Raw genomic sequence first — 16,840 nt, 5'->3', positions numbered from 1 at the left:
AGCTGCAGTTGAACAAATGTCTAGCTCAATGAATGCAATAAGTCAAAAAGCAGAAGATGTAACAAGACAATCCGAAGAGATAAAAAATATCATCGTAATAATAAGAGATATAGCAGATCAAACAAATTTACTTGCTCTTAATGCTGCTATTGAAGCAGCACGTGCAGGAGAACATGGTAGAGGATTTGCCGTAGTGGCTGATGAAGTTAGAAAACTAGCAGAGAGAACTCAAAAATCTTTAAGTGAGATAGAGGCAAATGCAAATGTATTAGCTCAATCAATAAATGAGATGAGTGAATCTATAAAAGAGCAAAGTGAAGGCATCAATATGATAAATCAATCAGTTGCTCAAATAGATAATCTAACAAAAGAAAATGTGGTAATTGCTAATAGAGCTAATGAAGTAACAAGTGATGTTGATAACATGGCAAAGACAATAGTAAGTGAAGTAAGAAAGAATAAATTTTAATCAAACTGCTTCATAAATCTTAATAAATTTCAACCTGGTTTAAGCTGGGTTGGGGGGGGGTGATCTTTTAAATTTAATCTTTGGTGGCGGTTATAAAATCTAAATTCAACTTACAAAAATATCTAACAAATTTTAAAATTTCATGAGCGAGTAATTTCGGCTCTAAAATTTAAGCTAAACGATAAGCAAAGTTAAATTTTAGTAGTCAATTCTTGCGAGTGAGTGAAAGTTAAAAAATTTGTAAAGCAAAAAAATTAGATTGCGGACCAAGCCGCAATCCATTATAGATAAACTGGGATATTTGTATGTTCTAAGAAAAATCTTGATGTTCCGCCAAGGACCATCTCCATTAGTCCGTTTTCACCGTATCTGCTGGCTACGATAAGGTCCGCATTTCTATCATTTGCAGCTTTTAAAAGTGCCTCACCAGGTATCATTGTAGTTGCTATGATCTCAAAAGACGCGCTAATACCATGAATTTTAAAATACTCTTCAAGCTTTTTAAGATTTAGCTCGGCGTTATCGCCAAGGCTTGCTTTTGAAGTGATACATTGAACCTTTTTAGCGCTCTTTAAAAGATCGATCGCGCCAGTTAGGGCTCTTGAGCTTTGAGTCGTTCCTGTCCAGCTTACAAGGATGTTATCAGCCTTAAATTCACGTAACTTTCTAGGGATAACGATAGCATTTTTGCCGCTTTTTAAAACAGCTGACTCAAATGTACCTGTGATCTTACCATCAAGTGGCACCGCAGCTACGACTAGATCGCAAAATTTACTCTCTTGCTCGACTATAGCGCTTCTTTTTCCGCTGTGGATCGTGAAATTTGCAGTGCAGACATCTTCGATGATCTCATCGCTCACCTTTATGCCAAGCTCAGCGCAAATTTTATTAAAAAGCTTTTCGTTCTCTTCGTGCTCAACCGCAAGCTCAGACTTGGCTGATTTTAAAAATTCCTCAAAAAGCACTCCGCCACGAAGCGTCATTTTCATATTATAAACCACGCTTGGATCTAGTTGGCAAGTGAGGATCTCCATGTGAGCTTTAAACCATTGTGCAACCTTTAAAGCACCGTAAATTCTTGGCTCGATATCGTCCCCTGCTCCTATTGGAAAAAGCAACTTTTTGTATTTCATCATCTATCCTTTAAAAATTTATTCAACCAAAGAGAGCGAAATTTTGTTTCCTTTTTGCTCGCTCACACACACTTTTACCTGATCACCTACGTTTAATGGGCTCTTTATCTTTGAGATATGAAGCAGACCATCAACACCGTCTTTTAACTCGATAAATACTCCAAAATCAACCACGCTTTTTACGCTTCCAACAAACTCATCTCCGATATTAAATGTCGGTTTTACACGCTCTTTGTCGTGTTTAAACGGCTTTTTGCCAAATGAGCGAGAGTTCTCTTTTGAAGTGATAGAGATGATGTAGTCTTTTGCTGCATCGACGTTTTTCTTAGCGCCACCTGCTATCTTAACCTCGCCTTTTTCTCTATCAAGGTCGATCGAAACCTCAAATTTCTCGATGATCTCTTTTATAGTCTTGCCAGCTTGACCGATGATATCTACGATCTTGCTTGGATCAACGTTAAATAGTTCAAGTTTTGGCAATACATCCTCGTTTATCTCTATATTTTTATCAGCCTGTGTCATTAGAGCAAGGATGTGCTCTCTGCCACGTTTTGCTTGATAAAGCGCCTCTTTTAGCACCTCTAAGCTGATGCCTCCAAGCTTGATGTCCATCTGAAGCGCTGTGATGCCATCACTTGTGCCAGCAACCTTAAAGTCCATATCGCCGTCGTGGTCTTCAAGGCCCATGATATCAGTCAAAACTGCGTGTTTCTCGCCCTCAAATATAAGACCCATCGCAACACCAGCGACAAGTTTTTGGGTATTGACCCCAGCAGCTCTAAGTGCGAGCGAACCACCGCAAACGCTAGCCATAGAGCTTGAGCCGTTGCTCTCTAAAATTTCTGAAACGACCCTTATCGTATATGGAGATGCTAGATCGATGCTTGGTGCAAGGGCACGTTTGGCTAAATTTCCATGTCCAAGCTCACGTCTGCCAGGAGCTTTAAGCGGGCTTGCTTCGCCTACGCTAAAGCCTGGGAAGTTGTAGTTAAACATAAATTTCTCAACCAAAGGAGCTTTTTCAGTTAGGATGTCATACATCTGAGCATCGCTATCTGTGCCAAGAGTGGCGACAACTAGCGCCTGAGTTTGACCTCTTGTAAAGAGGCATGAGCCGTGAGCGTTTGGAAGGACATTTGTCTCGATGCTAATAGGTCTAACCTCTTCAAGCCCGCGTCCGTCGGCTCTAACACCCTCGTTTATGATCTGCTCTCTTACTATTTTCTTTTTATATTTACCAAGGACGTTTGAGATGACAGCCTCGTCCCAGCCCTCTTTTTGAGCTACCTCATCGCTTGAAATTTGTTTAGCGATCTTGCCAAGCTCGCTTGCACGCTCGCTCTTTGCCATTTGATTGATCGCGTTTTTAACCTCTGCTTTATAAAATTTATCGATGTAAATAGCGATATTTTCGTTTTCTATCTCTGGTTTTAGTTCAAGTGCGGCATCCTCTTTTTTGTGCTCTTTAAACGCCTCTTCATAAGCGCTGCTAGCTCTTAGTATCGCTTTACCAGCAAAGTCAATGGCCTCAACCATCTTATCTTCACTAAATTCATTCATCACTTGCTTTTGCGCCATACTATCGCTTAGGCTAGGATCTATCATCGGCTCTATCGCTACCATCGGTATGAGCTGCGTAGTTTGCTGAGGCAAGCTTCTCATCTCGATCATCAAAAGCTCATCTTTTGTGCCAGCAACATAAAGATCTATCGCACTTTGTTTTAGCTCAGAGTTGCTTGGATTGATAACAAATTTATCATCTATATAGCCAACTCTCACGCCACAAACTGGGCGATTTACTGGGATGTCGCTAAGATATAGCGCAACTGAAGCTGCATTTAGGCTCACAACTTGCAAATCAACCTCAGGATCAGCTGAAAGTACCATTACAACGATCTGTGTTGGGTATGCGTAGCCTTTTGGAAAAAGTGGGCGAAGTGATCTATCTATGATGCGAGCCGTTAGCGTCTCAAAGTCGCCTGGCTTGGTCTCGCGCTTGACGTAACCGCCTGGTATTTTACCAGCTGCGTAAGCTTTTTCGATATATTGCACCGTTAGAGGCAAAAAGTCCTCTTCAACTTGCACATCTTCTCTTGCCACAGTTGCTAAAACTACGGTGTTTTTCACCCTTAAAAGCACTGCCCCGCTAGCTTGTTTAGCTACTTTATTAAGGTCAAAAATTTCGACCTGATTATTGACTTCTATACTATATTGCATTATTTTTATCTCCTTGTTGTTTTTGTAACGGTAAATAGTGAGGGCTCTCTTCTAATATCGACATGATGCGCTCGCTCGTAGCCTCGATCTTTTTCTCGTAATACGAATCCACATCGATAAAATCAACGATCTTGTTTATCGTGTAAATTTCATCGACCATATCATTTAAATTTGCAAAGACATCAGTGGCTATCATCGGCGTTGCGTATGAGATGGATTTTACCTTCACATCAAGCAGCGTCTTTATGCAGATGAGTGCCGTCATGCCAGTCTCACACCCCTCATCGATTAGTAAAATATTCTTGCCCTTTAGCTCTCCTATCAAATTTCCTTTTCTGTATTTATAGACATTTTTTAAAATTTTCTCTTCATATTTTCTATGCGCTTCGCCGTAGATGTAGTCATAGCTTATGTTAAAAGCTTTTATGAGAGGATCGTTTAGCACGATATCTTCTGTTTCACTAACTATCGCTACGTCACATTCGCTGTTGTTTGGCGCAGGGATTGGCTCGCTAAAGAGCATCTCATAGCTTAAATTTAACCCCCTGCAAACCACATCAGTCAGGATAACAGACTCAAGCGACATGCAAAGAACTATCGTCTTAGCGTCATTTAGCTCTTTTTTTGGCAAGATCTCGATGAGCTTGTTAGCTGCATCTAGTTGATCTTTAAATTTAACGCTTGCCATTTATCTAGCCATCTTATTTACTACTTGATGAAGTGGTGCTGCTTTGTGAAAAGTCATAGTGCAAGCCGCCCATCGGATAGAAATTTATAGTAAAGTAGATGCCACTTTTCTTAGTTGAGGCTGAGCCATTTGTCGTTGTTGTTGGCTCGACATCGTGTTGGTAGATCAGCCCGTAGTTCCAGCACTTCCTTTGATGAAGCACGCCAACTCTCCAGCTCTTTGTGTAGCTCCTTTCAAGGTCGTATTGCCAGCCGCCAATTAGGCTATATTGATGAGGGAGCTTCACGCCAGCGCTGCTTGTAAAGTAGCTATCTTTTGTTGCGCTGTTTTTAGCCTTGCTGTCGCTCTTTTTCATTGTATGGAGCATATTTATCCAAAATAGATCGTGCGTATAGTAAAGTCCGTTTTGCACCTTTTTAAGCTCTCTGTCTTTGTGTGAGTACTCAAGCTTGTTATAAACGCTAAAATTCTCAAACGGATATAGGTAGATGGCATTTTTTAAATTTGAATACTCATCATCTTTTGTGTAGTAACCTTGTGAGATGCTGTGTTTGACAACCTTTCTGCCACTGCCGTTAAAGAAATACTGCGTCAAATAGCCAGAAACCTCTTCTTTGCTCTGATCTTGAGCTAAGAAATTTTCATACTCATTTAGATCTTTGTCATAGATAAACTCGTCGTCTAAATTTCCTTTTCTGTAGCCTGGTAGCAAGTATTCAGCACCAAAATTTAAAGTGTGGTAAAAGCTCTCATACGCCTTTGCAAGGTCTGTGTGAAGGGCGAATTTATGGTAGTTATTTACAAAATTTGCGTGCTTATCTTCTCTTTTGTCATCAAATGAATTTATCTTGTTTTCGTAGTTTATCCTTGAAGCGTAAAGATACTCATAAAATGAAAATGTTAGGCTATCATCAAATAGCGGCACATGCACTGAAGCTGGCAAAGTAAATTCATACTGAGTTGCTCTAACGCCTATCTTTCTATCATATCTATGTGATTGAAGATCGATTGAATATAAGATATTTGGCAAGACTATATCGTCTGTAAATTTATGATACTGAAGCGATGGAAGCTCTTGAAGCGTATCTTTGTTTTCGTTCTTTGAGCCGATCTTTTCGGTATCTATGTAGTATTTCGCATAGGCGCCAAAGTAGTGATCGTCATTTGCTATGAAGTAGTTAAATTTAGAGGTCACAAGCGAGTCATAGTCATCATCTCTGCCCTTTAAATTTAGATAGTCTATATCATTTAGCTTGGTTGCATCTATCCACATGCCCTCTTGCAGATCAGCCTCGCTAAGGTATTTTATGAGTTTATCTCTTTCATATTTTAGTCCGATACCTTTATGAGTTTTGTTTTTTAGCTCAGCTCTGTTTGAAGTCTCTCTTTTTTGCTTGGCTCGGTAACTGTTTTTATCAGTAAATGAACCAAAGCTGATCTCCCCTCTTGAATCAGGCGAATCAGTAAATCTAAAAGCACCGTAAATTCCAGCGCCCCTGTTTGTCCTTATCTGCGGATCAAACTCCAGATCCCACTCATTATAAGGAGCAAAATAGACTGGTTGTTTGTAGTAAAAGCCCTCTGACTTGCCATATCCAAGCTCTGGTGGCAAAAGCCCTGTCCTTCTTGTAGTATCAGTTGAGAAGCCAAAGTATGGCAGGTAAAAGACTGGCACGTTTGCTATGCGAAAGACTGGGTTAAAAAGGTGCAGAAATTTGCTCTGTTTGTTTAGCATGGCTGAGCTTGAGGTGATGCTCCAGTCAGGATCTTGGACGTTGCAGCTTGAAACCATCGCCTTTCTTACTCTGTAGTACTCGCTATCAGAGCTGCTCTCATCGCTTCTCATCCACACTTCCATGTCTTTATTCATCATAAAGAGCGACTCAAAAGCAGCGTTGTTATTTTTCAAATTTAGCTTAGCGTAGTTTGAGCGAGAGACCTCATCTTTGCCCTTCATCATATTGACATTGCCAAAGAGCTCAATGACTGAGTTATTTTGATCATAAACAGCACAATCAGCCGTCACAAGATACTCTTGCGAATATACAACGACGTTTTTATTTGCCGTTACGATGCCCTTATCTTGCTTCACATCATCAGCCAATAGCTGCACATCTTGCACTGCTGCACTTAAACTAAAAACACAAACCGGAATTAAAAATAAAATTTTACGCATTTATCACCACTGTTTTTGCTATTTTGTCTTGCCACGTCTGCCTTGCAGGGTTTGAAAGTGCCCAAGCAAAGCCAAGATAAAAACAAGCTTCACTAACTATCCTAAAGATCGCCCTAACAAGACTTTGAGTTAAATTTGGCTTATCTAAAATTTCTACATTTATGCACATCGTCTTTGTTATCATCTGCCCGAGGCTTGCGCCATAATACCAAACAAAAAATGTGTGATAGATGACTTTTAAAGCAACCACTTGCCAAAATAAATTTAATACCAAATTTCTAGCGTCATCATAGTTGGTGCTAGTAGAAAGAGGCTCCCAATAGATGATCATAAAAAGAAACGAAACTATGGTCTCATCGATAGAAAACGCCATGATCCTCTTAGCAAAAGGAGCAAGTGAAATTTCTTCGTTTTGAAGCTTCTCTTCTATCTGCATACTCATTTTAGAGCCTGCCACGCGATATCTTTTCTAAAGTGAGCTCCGTCAAATTTGACATTTTCGCAAAGCTCATAGGCCTTATCACGTGCCTCTTTTATGCTCTTTGCAGTCGCCACGCAGACTAGCACTCTGCCGCCATCTGCATAAATTTCATCACCCTCTTTGCTCACGCCTGCGTAAGCTATATGGGCATCTTTTACATCATTTAAAACTGAAATTTTAGCCTTTGGGCTGCTTTTATAAGGATAGTTTTTGCTAGACATTACGACGCCAACAGCAAATTCATCTTTTAGTCTGATAGGTTTTAGCTCGCCTTTTGCAGCGTTTAGTAAAATTTCGCTCAAATTTCCGTCGATTAATGGCATCAAAACCTCGCACTCAGGATCGCCAAATCTCACATTAAACTCAAGCACATAAGGCTCATTTTTCACGATCATCAGCCCCACAAAAAGCACTCCGCAAAACGGACTGCCCTCGTTTTTCATCCCTTTTAGCGTAGGTTTTACAACCTCTTCTTCGACCCTTTTTATCAGCTCTTTTGAAGCAAGCGGGCTTGGAGCATACGCACCCATACCGCCGGTATTTGGGCCCTCGTCGTTATCAAGCAAGCGTTTGTGGTCTTGCGCCACTGGCAAGCTTACAAAATTTTCGCCATCACAAATGGCAAAAAAGCTTAACTCAAAGCCGTCTAAAAACTCTTCAACGACCACAAATTTACCAGCATCGCCAAAGCTAGCCCCGCTTAGCATATCGCTAACTGCCTCTTTGGCTTCTTCTTTGGAATTTGCGATGATCACGCCTTTTCCAGCGCAAAGTCCGTCAGCCTTTACAACCATCGGAGCGCTTAGGGTATCGATAAATTTAAATGCTTTTTCTTTGTCGTCTGTGTTTAAATATTTTGCAGTTTTTATATCATTTCTAGCTAAAAAGTCCTTCATATAGGCCTTGCTAGCCTCAAGTCTAGCAGCTGCTTTGCTTGGTCCAAAGATGAGCAAACCCTCTTCTTTAAAGATATCCACTACGCCCTCACTAAGCGGCGCTTCAGGTCCCACGATCGTTAGAGCGATCTCGTTTTTCTTGGCAAATTTAGCTAGTTCACGAAAATCTTTTATGTCTAAATTCTCACCAAGACGTGAAGTAGCGCCATTTCCAGGCACAAAGTATAAATTTATATCGTTTTTTTCACTTTTTAGTTTTAGAGCGATGGCGTATTCGCGGCCGCCACTTCCTATTATGAGAATGTTCATATTATCTCCGTAAATTTAAAAACCCGAGTGGGCGTCGCATAGAAGAGTGGCCCATAAACAAAGCCAATCTTGCAAATAGATGAATGCCAAAAGGTTGCAACTTCTCGCTGGTTAAGGCTCAAACGAAGCCACATCACAAGACACCCATACCTTTTCGCTAACAAAAAAGTGTTGGACCCCGTAAAATGCTGACTCGCTTCACTCAGGCTTAGAAATTATATAAATTTTTTGCTTAAAGTAACGTTTTGGCAAGTGCGATACAAGCGTTTATATCTTGGTTTTGGCTCACTATTGGCGTGGTAAATTTTAGCTCTTTTGCAGTGACCTTTCCGATACTTATCGTCTGATAGCTCTCGTCCCAGCCAAAATTAGTAAGAAAATTTCTCACATTTATCGGAGATGCGAAGATCAAAATGCTATTTTTTGGTGGTTTTAGCTCCATTTTGCAAGGATTTAAGACATTTTCATAAGCAACGATCGCCTTTATATTTACGCTACCCTTTTGTAAAATTTCTAAGAAATTTGAAGCGCTATCTTTGCCTTTTAGATAAAGCACCTTTTTGCCCTTTAAAAGTGGCAAAATTTCTCTTGCAAAGTCATCTCCGTGTGCATTTTGCCCAGTGTAAATTTCACTAAAACCAAACTCTCTTGCCACCGCTGCGCAACTATTTGCGATAGCAAAAACTGGTAAATTTATAGGCAAAATGCCATTAAATTTTAAAGCTTTAAAGGCATTTTTAGAGGTTGCTACAAGCGCGTTAAATTCGCTTAAATTTATCTCAAATTTCAAAAACTCTATCTTGCTAACGCTTAAATTTACAACGCTCTCATCAGCTGTTTTTGTGTTTGAGACAAGATAAATTTTACGCAACTCTTTTTAGCCCTAAAAATGAGATAAAAGCAAGCACGCTACAAGCTAAAATAGCTATTGAAGTCGAGTAAAAAATGTCACCAAGGCCAACTAGCGGCGAGATGATGCCACCTAGGAAAAATGGGCAAAATCCAAGCACCGCTGAGGCCGAACCAGCGTACTCTCTGCTCTCGTTCATCGCTAGCGAAGAGGCCGTTGGTAAGATAAAACCAGTAAAGAGCAAAAGCAAGAAAAATGCGATGATAACGCCGATCACTTCAAATTTAAAGCAAAGCACAAACGCTATAAAAATGCTAGCAAACAAGGTGCCAAAAAGCCCAGTTTTTAGCGCTTTTCGTTCATTTAGCAAGCTTGCAAGCCTAGCGCCTATGACGATGGCTAGGCCATTTGCCGCAAAGCAAAAGCTGTAGCTTACTGGGCTTAGCAGGTAAAACTCTTGTAAGATAAAAGAAGATGCCGCGATATAGGCAAACATCGCAGCCATCGTAAATGTCTGGATCGCGATAAAGAGCATAAATTTCTTTTTTATTAAAATTTTGCCAAAGACGCCGTAGGTCTGAAGCAAAGGCACTTTTAGGCGGTTAGCAGGACTTAGGCTCTCTTTGAAGTAAAAATTTGCGATAAATAGCAAAATGCCGATGATCGTTAGCGCCATAAAGATGCCGCGCCAGTCGGTAAATTTAAGCAGCAAGCTGCCGCCAATTGGTGAAAATATCGGAGCAAGACCATTTACAACCATCATAAGACTAAAGAATTTTGTCATCTCATGACCCTTGTAAAGGTCGCTCACAACGGCTCTTGAGATAACCAGACTGCCCGCACTTGCAAGCCCTTGGATGATGCGCATAAAGATAAAAAACTGGATATTTTGCGCAAAAAATATAAAAATCGTGCTTATCGTGTAGATGATGAGCGAGATGGTAAGTGGTGTTTTTCGCCCAAATTTATCACTGATTGGACCAACTATTAGCTGACCGATCGCAAGGCCTGCCATCGAGGTCGTAAGAGTTAGCTGGGTTGCTGAAACGCTTGTGCCAAACCACTCAGTTATGGCTGGTAGTGCTGGCAGGTAAAGGTCTGTGACAAACGGCCCAAATGCCGAAAGCGCGCCCAAAAATAGCAGTAAAAATATCTTAGAATTTTCTTTTCTCATCGCTCTTCTTTTTTTAAAAACGATTATATTATGGCTTTGCTTTTTTGATTATTAAAGGTAAATTTAAAGTTAAATTTGTAGTTTTTGATATAAAATAAGCCCTAAAATAGGGCTTATTTTTACATTTTGTCTTTTGTGACGATTAGAAGCATTTTGAATTTGTCTTTCACTTTTAGGCCGTGTGGGATCTTACCTGGAAGCACGATACTATCGCCCTTTACAAGATGAAAGCTCTCGTCAGCTATCTTTAAATCAAGCTCGCCATCAAGCGCGATAAGTAGCGCATCGCCTGGTGCTGCGTGAGTTGAGAGCTCTTGGTCTTTGTCAAAACTAAGCAGCGACATCGAGCCATTTTCGTTTTTGACAAGCGTCTTGCTAACTATCTTGCCACTCTCGTAGCTAACGGCATCTGCGAGGCTAAAGACACTCGCTTTGTCTAAATGATCTATCATAACATTCTCCTTAAAATCTATTAGTAAATATTTTGTCTTCTTTGTAAATTTGAGCTTTCGCCAAGTTTTTGCCTCGATAAGGCAGGCTTCGTCGCGTCCAAGCTTCATCTGCTTTTCGCCGTATTCAAGCTGCGCTTCGCCGTCAATGACGAAGGCAAGGCTATCTATAAAAAGCATCTCGTGATCAAGCTCCTCGCCCTCGTCAAATGCGTATATATCAACACTTGCGTTTTTGTTTTGAAAGAGCCTTTTGCTAACGACGCTTTTTTCAACTATCTTTGTGTCTTTGTCAAGATTATAAATTTGGCTCATTTTTTATCCTTTTTTGCGAAGGATTATAATGCAAGTTTTGATAACAGTTCTTAACTTATGTTAAGGAATTTGACTATTTTAGTCCTTTTTTTAGCTTTCTTATCAAAAATCTAGCGGGATGAAGCTCAAAAAATAGCGATCTTTCTATGCAAAGCGGACGAGCAAGTACAAGATCCATTATCAAATTTGCTCCAAGTATCGCCGTGCCAAGACCACGTGAGCCGTGAGCGAAATTTACAAAGAGATTTTTTTCGTAGCTTGCTTTTGGGTTACTATCTTTATTTTTACTCCACAATAGCCCTTTGTAGTTTTGCTTGTAAAACTCCTCGTCGTGCAGGGCGCCGATTATCGGAAATCTATCTCCGCTATAACTTCTATATCCCACACGTGAGCCGATGATGGTGGTTTCTTTGGTGTTAAAAAACTCGCTCACGTCGCTTAAATTTTTAGCGTTATCCTCGTCTTTAGGCGTGTCACAAATTTCATTTCTAGCGTAGGTTGCGCCAATGACTTGCACCCCTTTTACGGCTGGGCAGATGTAGCCTTTTGCGCTTAGTGGCAGGGTGTTTTTTAGCACTGGTTTTAGGTGCGTGACTTGACCTCTGACGCTACTTATTTGCATGTCATAGTCTTTAAAAATTTCACTACTTTTACTACCTGTGCAAAAGACTAAGATATCAGCCTCCAAGCTTTTGGCATTTTTAAATTTAACGCTTATCTTGCCATTTTTCAGATGTGTACTGCTCTCATACTCGTGGTTAAATAAAATTTCAAAGTTACTTGATAGAAATTTACAAATTTCTCTTGGCCTAGCATAAGCCGCCTCTTTTATAAATATCCCAGGATATGGCTTTAAGCTCTCATCAAATTTAAAAACATCCTCCGCGTTTTGATCCTGCCATGAAGCGTACCTTTTAACTAGCTCGTCATCAAATGCATAGTCGATGCAGCCATTAAATTTGATGAGACTTTTTGGTAAATTTGCCTTGTAAAATCTCACTGCTTGCAAAAACGCATTTATATGCATGCGGCCTAAATTTACCCCAGGCTTCGTAACTAGTGGCATCAAGGCACCACAGTGATTACCTGAGCCATTTGTCGCGACCTCGCTCTTTGCCTCGGCGATCACCACTTTAAGGCCATTTTTGGCTAGCTCTCCAGCGGTGGCAAGTCCAGCCACTCCTGCTCCTATAACAAGCGCTATTTTGCCTTTTACGCTGGCAACTGGCTCGCACCTCGCAAACCAAGCGTCCTTTAAATTTTCATCCTTTTTTTCTAGCACGGCGCTGCTCATCTGGCGTTTTCTAGCGTAGCCCTCTTTTAGGCTCAGAAAAAAGCCAGCATTTTTTAGCCCCTCTTTCACCATTTTTGCGCACGAGTAAGTTCTAACTATGGTGCCAACCCTGCTTAGCCTTGCGATCTGCTTAAAGACGTCCTCACTCCAGATCGAGCCATTTTTGCTTGGGGCAAAGCCGTCTAAAAACCAGATATCAGCGCTAAAATCAAGCTCGGGCAAAATTTGATCTGCCTCGCCGTAGCAAAGATCAAGGGTGATATTTGGGGCGAAATTTATGCGGTGTATGCCAGAAATCAGCGGCGGATAGAGCGAAACTAGCTTTTTAGCATAGGCTTTAAAAATGCCTAAATTTTCATAAATTTTTAAAAGATCTTCTTTTTTAATAGGGCTTTTTTCGATGCTAACGAAGTGAAGTTTTTTAGAGCTATTTTTAAATTTCTTACAAAGTGTGAAGAAATTTAGCCCAGCGCCAAAGCCAGTCTCAGCGACTATAAAGCTATCTTTGCTCTGCCAAATTTCATCAAGTGCGCTTGCAAAGACAAATTCGCTCTCAAGACAAGGCTTGTCGGTATTAAAGTAGATATCGCCAAACTCTTCGTTAAATGGAATTTGCCCTTTAAAGCTTAAATTTGCATTTTTCATCTATTTTTTGCGAAATATCCATCTATGCCGTTTGCGATGCCGTTTGCAAGGGCTTTTTGATAGGCCTCGTCAAAGAGTTTTTCACCCTCGACTGGATGCGTGATGTAGCCGATCTCGACAAGAACTGCCGGCATAAGAGCGCCCACGAGCACCCAAAATGGCGCCTCTCGCACGCTGCCGTCGCTGGCTGCATAGACCTTTCTAGCACTTGCTAAAATTTCTTTTTGGATGTCGATACCAAGCTTGTTTGAGGCGATGATCTTCTCGCGGTTTAGCACGTTTAGAAACGTTTGCTGCGAAAAGTAGTTCATCTCTTCGATGTCTGATTTGTTTTCAAGTGCGGCTGCGTTTTTGCTGCGCTCGCTTCTTGCAGGCGATAAGAAAAATGTCTCGATGCCGTGCATGCTCTTTGCTTTAGCAGCGTTTGGAGCGGCGTTTGCGTGGATAGAGACGAAAAGATCGGCCATCTTGTCATTTGCAAATTTAGTTCTTGATCTTAAATTTATAAAAACATCAGTTGATCTGGTGAAATAGACCTTGTAGCCACGAGATTTTAGTATCTCGCCAAGCTTTTTGGCTACACCTAAAACGGCTGTTTTTTCTTTTAAACTGCCATTTACCGCACCTGGATCTGTGCCGCCATGCCCTGGATCGATGACGATCGTTTTGTTGCGTGAAAATTTACCCGCAGCAACTGGAGGCAAAGGCTCTTCTACTGGCTCACTTTGTGCTGGCTCAGACTTTAAATTTGGCTCTACTGCGCTTTGTGCTGGCTTTTCGTTTTTATTTTTAAGCTTATGAAGTGGTGCTCTTATATTTTCATTTGAGATGAAATTTTGAGCGCTAATTATTAGCAAATCCCCAGTTGCATTTGCTTTTATCGTCTTTTGCACCTTGTCAGAAAAGATGATCCTTACGGTGTTTTTATCATACTGAGAGATGTGGATGTAGTCTGAGATGAAATTTTTATAAGTTAGTGGGTTGCCATTTAGCCTGCCATCGATGTCCATGATATTTTTGTAGGCATTTTGCTGTTTGGCAAACGATGTTTTTAGCCTTGCGGTATCTAGCTTTGTGTTAAATTTAAGCACCAAAGTGTCATTTACCTTTGTGGCACTTAGTAGCGTTAAAGCTGGCGAAACAGCTGGTGCGCTGGTACCTTTTACGCCATTTATCGAATTTAGATCTCTTATATATGCGCTTGAGTCAAAGCCAAGCGCTTTTGAGCTTGTTATAAGCCTAGTGAGTGCCTGCTTTTTCGTGTTTTTATCATTTTTGATGATCGCATCAACGTAGATATTTTTTATATCGTTGTGAAGCTTGATCTTAGCGCTTCTATTTAGGCCCATAAAATTTCTATCAAATTTGGCAAAAGTCTCCGAATTTGTCGCCGCAAAAAGAAAGCTAAATGCTAGAAAAAGAGATATTAAAACCCGTTTCATTCACCATGTACCAGCTTATGCATTAGCTCTTTTACGCTTATTAGCTCTTTTAGTTTGTAGCCATTTGCCCCTGTGAAAAATAGCCCGCTCTCCTTTTTGCCACTATATGCGTCAAATAGCCTATCCGCGATGCAGTATCCCACCTGCTTTGCCTCTTTGCCTCTTTGGCAAGGGCTCACGCAGTTGCTTATGCACTGGATCTTTGGACCCATTCTTTTATCGACTAAATTTATCAAATTTGTTCTTATGCCGCGAGCTGGATAGCCAACTGGGCTCTTTATAAGCTCGATGTCTTTCTCTTCAGCTGCTAGCAAGACCTCTTTAAAGCCTATGTCTGCGTCGCACTCGTGAGTGCCGATGAAGCGTGTGCCCATCTGGACGCCATTTGATCCAAGTGATATCGCCTTTTCGATGTCGTTTTTATCCCAAATTCCACCAGCTGCGATGAGCGGAAAGTCGCCCCACTCTTTGATCTCGGCTTTTACTTGTGGGATAAGGTTAAATAGTGAAAACTCAGGATCAAGGCACTGCTCGTATGTAAAGCCCTGATGTCCGCCACTTAGTGGCCCTTCAAGTACGACAGCATCTGGCAAACGCTCATATCTTTGAAGCCAGCGCTTACAGATGATCTTTAGTGCTTTTGCGCTTGAGACGATCGGCACTAGTGCTATCTCTTTAAAATTTTGTGTAAATTCTGGCAAATTTGTAGGCAAACCTGCACCAGATACTATGATATTTATACCAGCCTCGCAGGCGTCTTTAACCACCCTTGCGTAGTCATTTGCAGCATACATTATATTTACGCCAAGTGGCAAGTCACCACAAATTTTACGTGCGTTTTCTATGACAGCTCGAAGACCTCTTGTAGAGTAGAAATTTTCGCTTCCAAAAGGCTTTGCATTTAGCTCTTTATCTATAAATTTGCGGTTTTCATAGTAGCCTGTGCCAACTGAGCTAATTATGCCAAGACCGCCTTCTAAGCTCACATTGCCAGCTAGTTTGTCCCAGCTGATGCCAAGCCCCATACCGCCTTGAAATATCGGGTATTTTATCTCGTATTTACCTATTTTTAACGGCTTTAACTCCATTTATTCAACCTTTATCTTCGCAAATTTACGCTTACCAACCTGCAAGATATACTCGCCTGCTCCTAATTTTAACTGCTCATCACTAATTTTTTCTTGATTGATGCTAACTGCATTTGCTTTTATATCTCGCCTTGCTTGAGAGTTTGACTCACTTAGCCCGCACTGAGATAAGGCCTCAACTATCCAAATCGGCGCTTTTAAGCTAAATTCTTTCATATCAGTTGGGAGCTGATTTTGAGAGTGAACGCTGTTAAATTCAGCCATCGCAGCCTTTGCAGCCTCCTCGCCGTGATACCTCGCTGTTATCTCATAAGCAAGATCCTCTTTTGCCTTTTTTGGGTGATATTTGCCGTTATTTACGTCATTCATCAGCTCTTCTATCTCGCCAAGAGTTTTTGTGCTAAGTAGCTCGTACCAGCGCCACATAAGCTCGTCGCTTATGCTAAGCGTTTTTGCAAACATATCATTTGCATTTTCAGTTACGCCTATGTAGTTGCCAAGGCTCTTGCTCATCTTATTTACGCCGTCAAGCCCCTCAAGAAGTGGCATCATGATGACAGCTTGCTCTTTGCCGATATTATATGTTCGTTGCAAAGTTCTGCCCATTAGAAGGTTAAATTTCTGATCTGTGCCACCCATCTCGATGTCGCACTTCATAGCAACGCTATCGTAGCCTTGAAGAAGCGGATACATAAACTCTGAGATTGATATAGGATTGCCCGCTTTTATCCTCTTTTCAAAGTCATCTCGCTCTAGCATTCTAGCTACTGAAAATGTGCTAGTTAGCTCGATCATCCCAGCAGCTCCTAGCTCATTTGACCATTTTGAGTTAAACATTATCACGGTTTTTTTTGGATCTAAAATTTTAAAAACTTGCTCTTCGTAAGTTTTAGCATTTTTTAAAACAGTCTCTTGATCTAGCTTTTTTCTAGTAGCTGACTTGCCTGTTGGATCGCCTATTTGAGCGGTAAAATCGCCTATCAAAAACTGCACTATCGCGCCATGTTTTTGAAGCAAAGCCATCTTGTTTAAAACGACTGTGTGACCTAGGTGAAGGTCTGGAGCTGTTGGGTCAAAGCCTGCTTTTACGTAGAAATTTTCGCCTTTTTCATAATAATTTTTAACCAAATTTTCAACTCTCTCAGCATCGATCATCTCGGCAACGCCGCGGTTTATCTCTTGTAAAATATCGTCTATATCTTGAACCATTTTTC

Annotated in this window: 14 protein-coding genes; 1 reads left to right on the top strand and 13 read right to left on the bottom strand. The window is 40.9% G+C overall.

Features of this window, described 5'->3' with window-relative positions:
• Nucleotides 1-469: methyl-accepting chemotaxis protein (locus CYP05_RS03575; RefSeq protein ID WP_258031504.1), on the top strand; the 469-nt coding region annotated here is incomplete at its 5' end.
• A 281-nt stretch (nt 470-750) separates the two neighbouring features.
• Here the strand turns inward: CYP05_RS03575 and CYP05_RS03570 are convergent.
• The 13 genes from CYP05_RS03570 to tyrS form a co-directional block, all read right to left on the bottom strand.
• Nucleotides 751-1,602 (bottom strand): universal stress protein, encoded by an 852-nt coding sequence (locus CYP05_RS03570; RefSeq protein ID WP_009294271.1) that lies wholly within the window; start codon nt 1,600-1,602, stop codon nt 751-753.
• Nucleotides 1,603-1,620: 18 nt separating this feature from the next.
• On the bottom strand, nt 1,621-3,819 hold the full coding sequence (locus tag CYP05_RS03565; protein WP_103608246.1) for a polyribonucleotide nucleotidyltransferase: 2,199 nt from the start codon (nt 3,817-3,819) through the stop codon (nt 1,621-1,623).
• Nucleotides 3,809-4,507, bottom strand: a complete 699-nt coding sequence (locus tag CYP05_RS03560) for a sodium:proton antiporter (RefSeq protein ID WP_002941705.1) — start codon at nt 4,505-4,507, stop codon at nt 3,809-3,811. Before CYP05_RS03560 ends, CYP05_RS03565 begins: the two co-directional genes overlap by 11 nt.
• Nucleotides 4,508-4,520: 13 nt before the next feature.
• On the bottom strand, nt 4,521-6,683 hold the full coding sequence (locus CYP05_RS03555; protein WP_103642018.1) for an LPS-assembly protein LptD: 2,163 nt from the start codon (nt 6,681-6,683) through the stop codon (nt 4,521-4,523).
• Complete coding sequence (locus CYP05_RS03550) at nt 6,676-7,140, bottom strand: RDD family protein (protein ID WP_258031503.1); 465 nt, start codon at nt 7,138-7,140, stop codon at nt 6,676-6,678. The genes CYP05_RS03555 and CYP05_RS03550 overlap by 8 nt, the downstream gene beginning before the upstream one ends.
• Nucleotides 7,122-8,369, bottom strand: coding sequence for a phosphoribosylamine--glycine ligase (gene purD / locus CYP05_RS03545; protein WP_103642017.1), 1,248 nt, complete (start codon nt 8,367-8,369; stop codon nt 7,122-7,124). Before purD ends, CYP05_RS03550 begins: the two co-directional genes overlap by 19 nt.
• Nucleotides 8,370-8,601: 232 nt before the next feature.
• A complete protein-coding gene (locus CYP05_RS03540; RefSeq protein WP_103642016.1) occupies nt 8,602-9,240 on the bottom strand; it encodes a uroporphyrinogen-III synthase in 639 nt (212 codons plus the stop codon).
• Nucleotides 9,233-10,393, bottom strand: a complete 1,161-nt coding sequence (locus CYP05_RS03535) for a multidrug effflux MFS transporter (RefSeq protein WP_103642015.1) — start codon at nt 10,391-10,393, stop codon at nt 9,233-9,235. The genes CYP05_RS03540 and CYP05_RS03535 overlap by 8 nt, the downstream gene beginning before the upstream one ends.
• A 119-nt stretch (nt 10,394-10,512) precedes the next feature.
• The gene (locus tag CYP05_RS03530; RefSeq protein ID WP_012140225.1) at nt 10,513-11,157 is read right to left on the bottom strand and encodes a cupin domain-containing protein; all 645 of its coding nucleotides are present in this window, start codon (nt 11,155-11,157) and stop codon (nt 10,513-10,515) included.
• A 73-nt stretch (nt 11,158-11,230) separates the two neighbouring features.
• Nucleotides 11,231-13,096, bottom strand: a complete 1,866-nt coding sequence (gene mnmC, locus CYP05_RS03525; protein ID WP_103642014.1) for a bifunctional tRNA (5-methylaminomethyl-2-thiouridine)(34)-methyltransferase MnmD/FAD-dependent 5-carboxymethylaminomethyl-2-thiouridine(34) oxidoreductase MnmC — start codon at nt 13,094-13,096, stop codon at nt 11,231-11,233.
• Complete coding sequence (locus tag CYP05_RS03520) at nt 13,093-14,538, bottom strand: N-acetylmuramoyl-L-alanine amidase family protein (protein WP_103642013.1); 1,446 nt, start codon at nt 14,536-14,538, stop codon at nt 13,093-13,095. Before CYP05_RS03520 ends, mnmC begins: the two co-directional genes overlap by 4 nt.
• Nucleotides 14,535-15,626, bottom strand: a complete 1,092-nt coding sequence (locus CYP05_RS03515) for a nitronate monooxygenase (RefSeq protein WP_103642012.1) — start codon at nt 15,624-15,626, stop codon at nt 14,535-14,537. Before CYP05_RS03515 ends, CYP05_RS03520 begins: the two co-directional genes overlap by 4 nt.
• A complete protein-coding gene (tyrS, locus tag CYP05_RS03510; RefSeq protein WP_103612969.1) occupies nt 15,627-16,835 on the bottom strand; it encodes a tyrosine--tRNA ligase in 1,209 nt (402 codons plus the stop codon).
• Between the last annotated feature and the right edge of the window lie 5 nt (nt 16,836-16,840).

The organism is Campylobacter concisus, assembly GCF_002913545.1.
Lineage (GTDB): Bacteria > Campylobacterota > Campylobacteria > Campylobacterales > Campylobacteraceae > Campylobacter_A > Campylobacter_A concisus_AV.
This window is presented reverse-complemented; position numbering and strand designations above follow the sequence as displayed.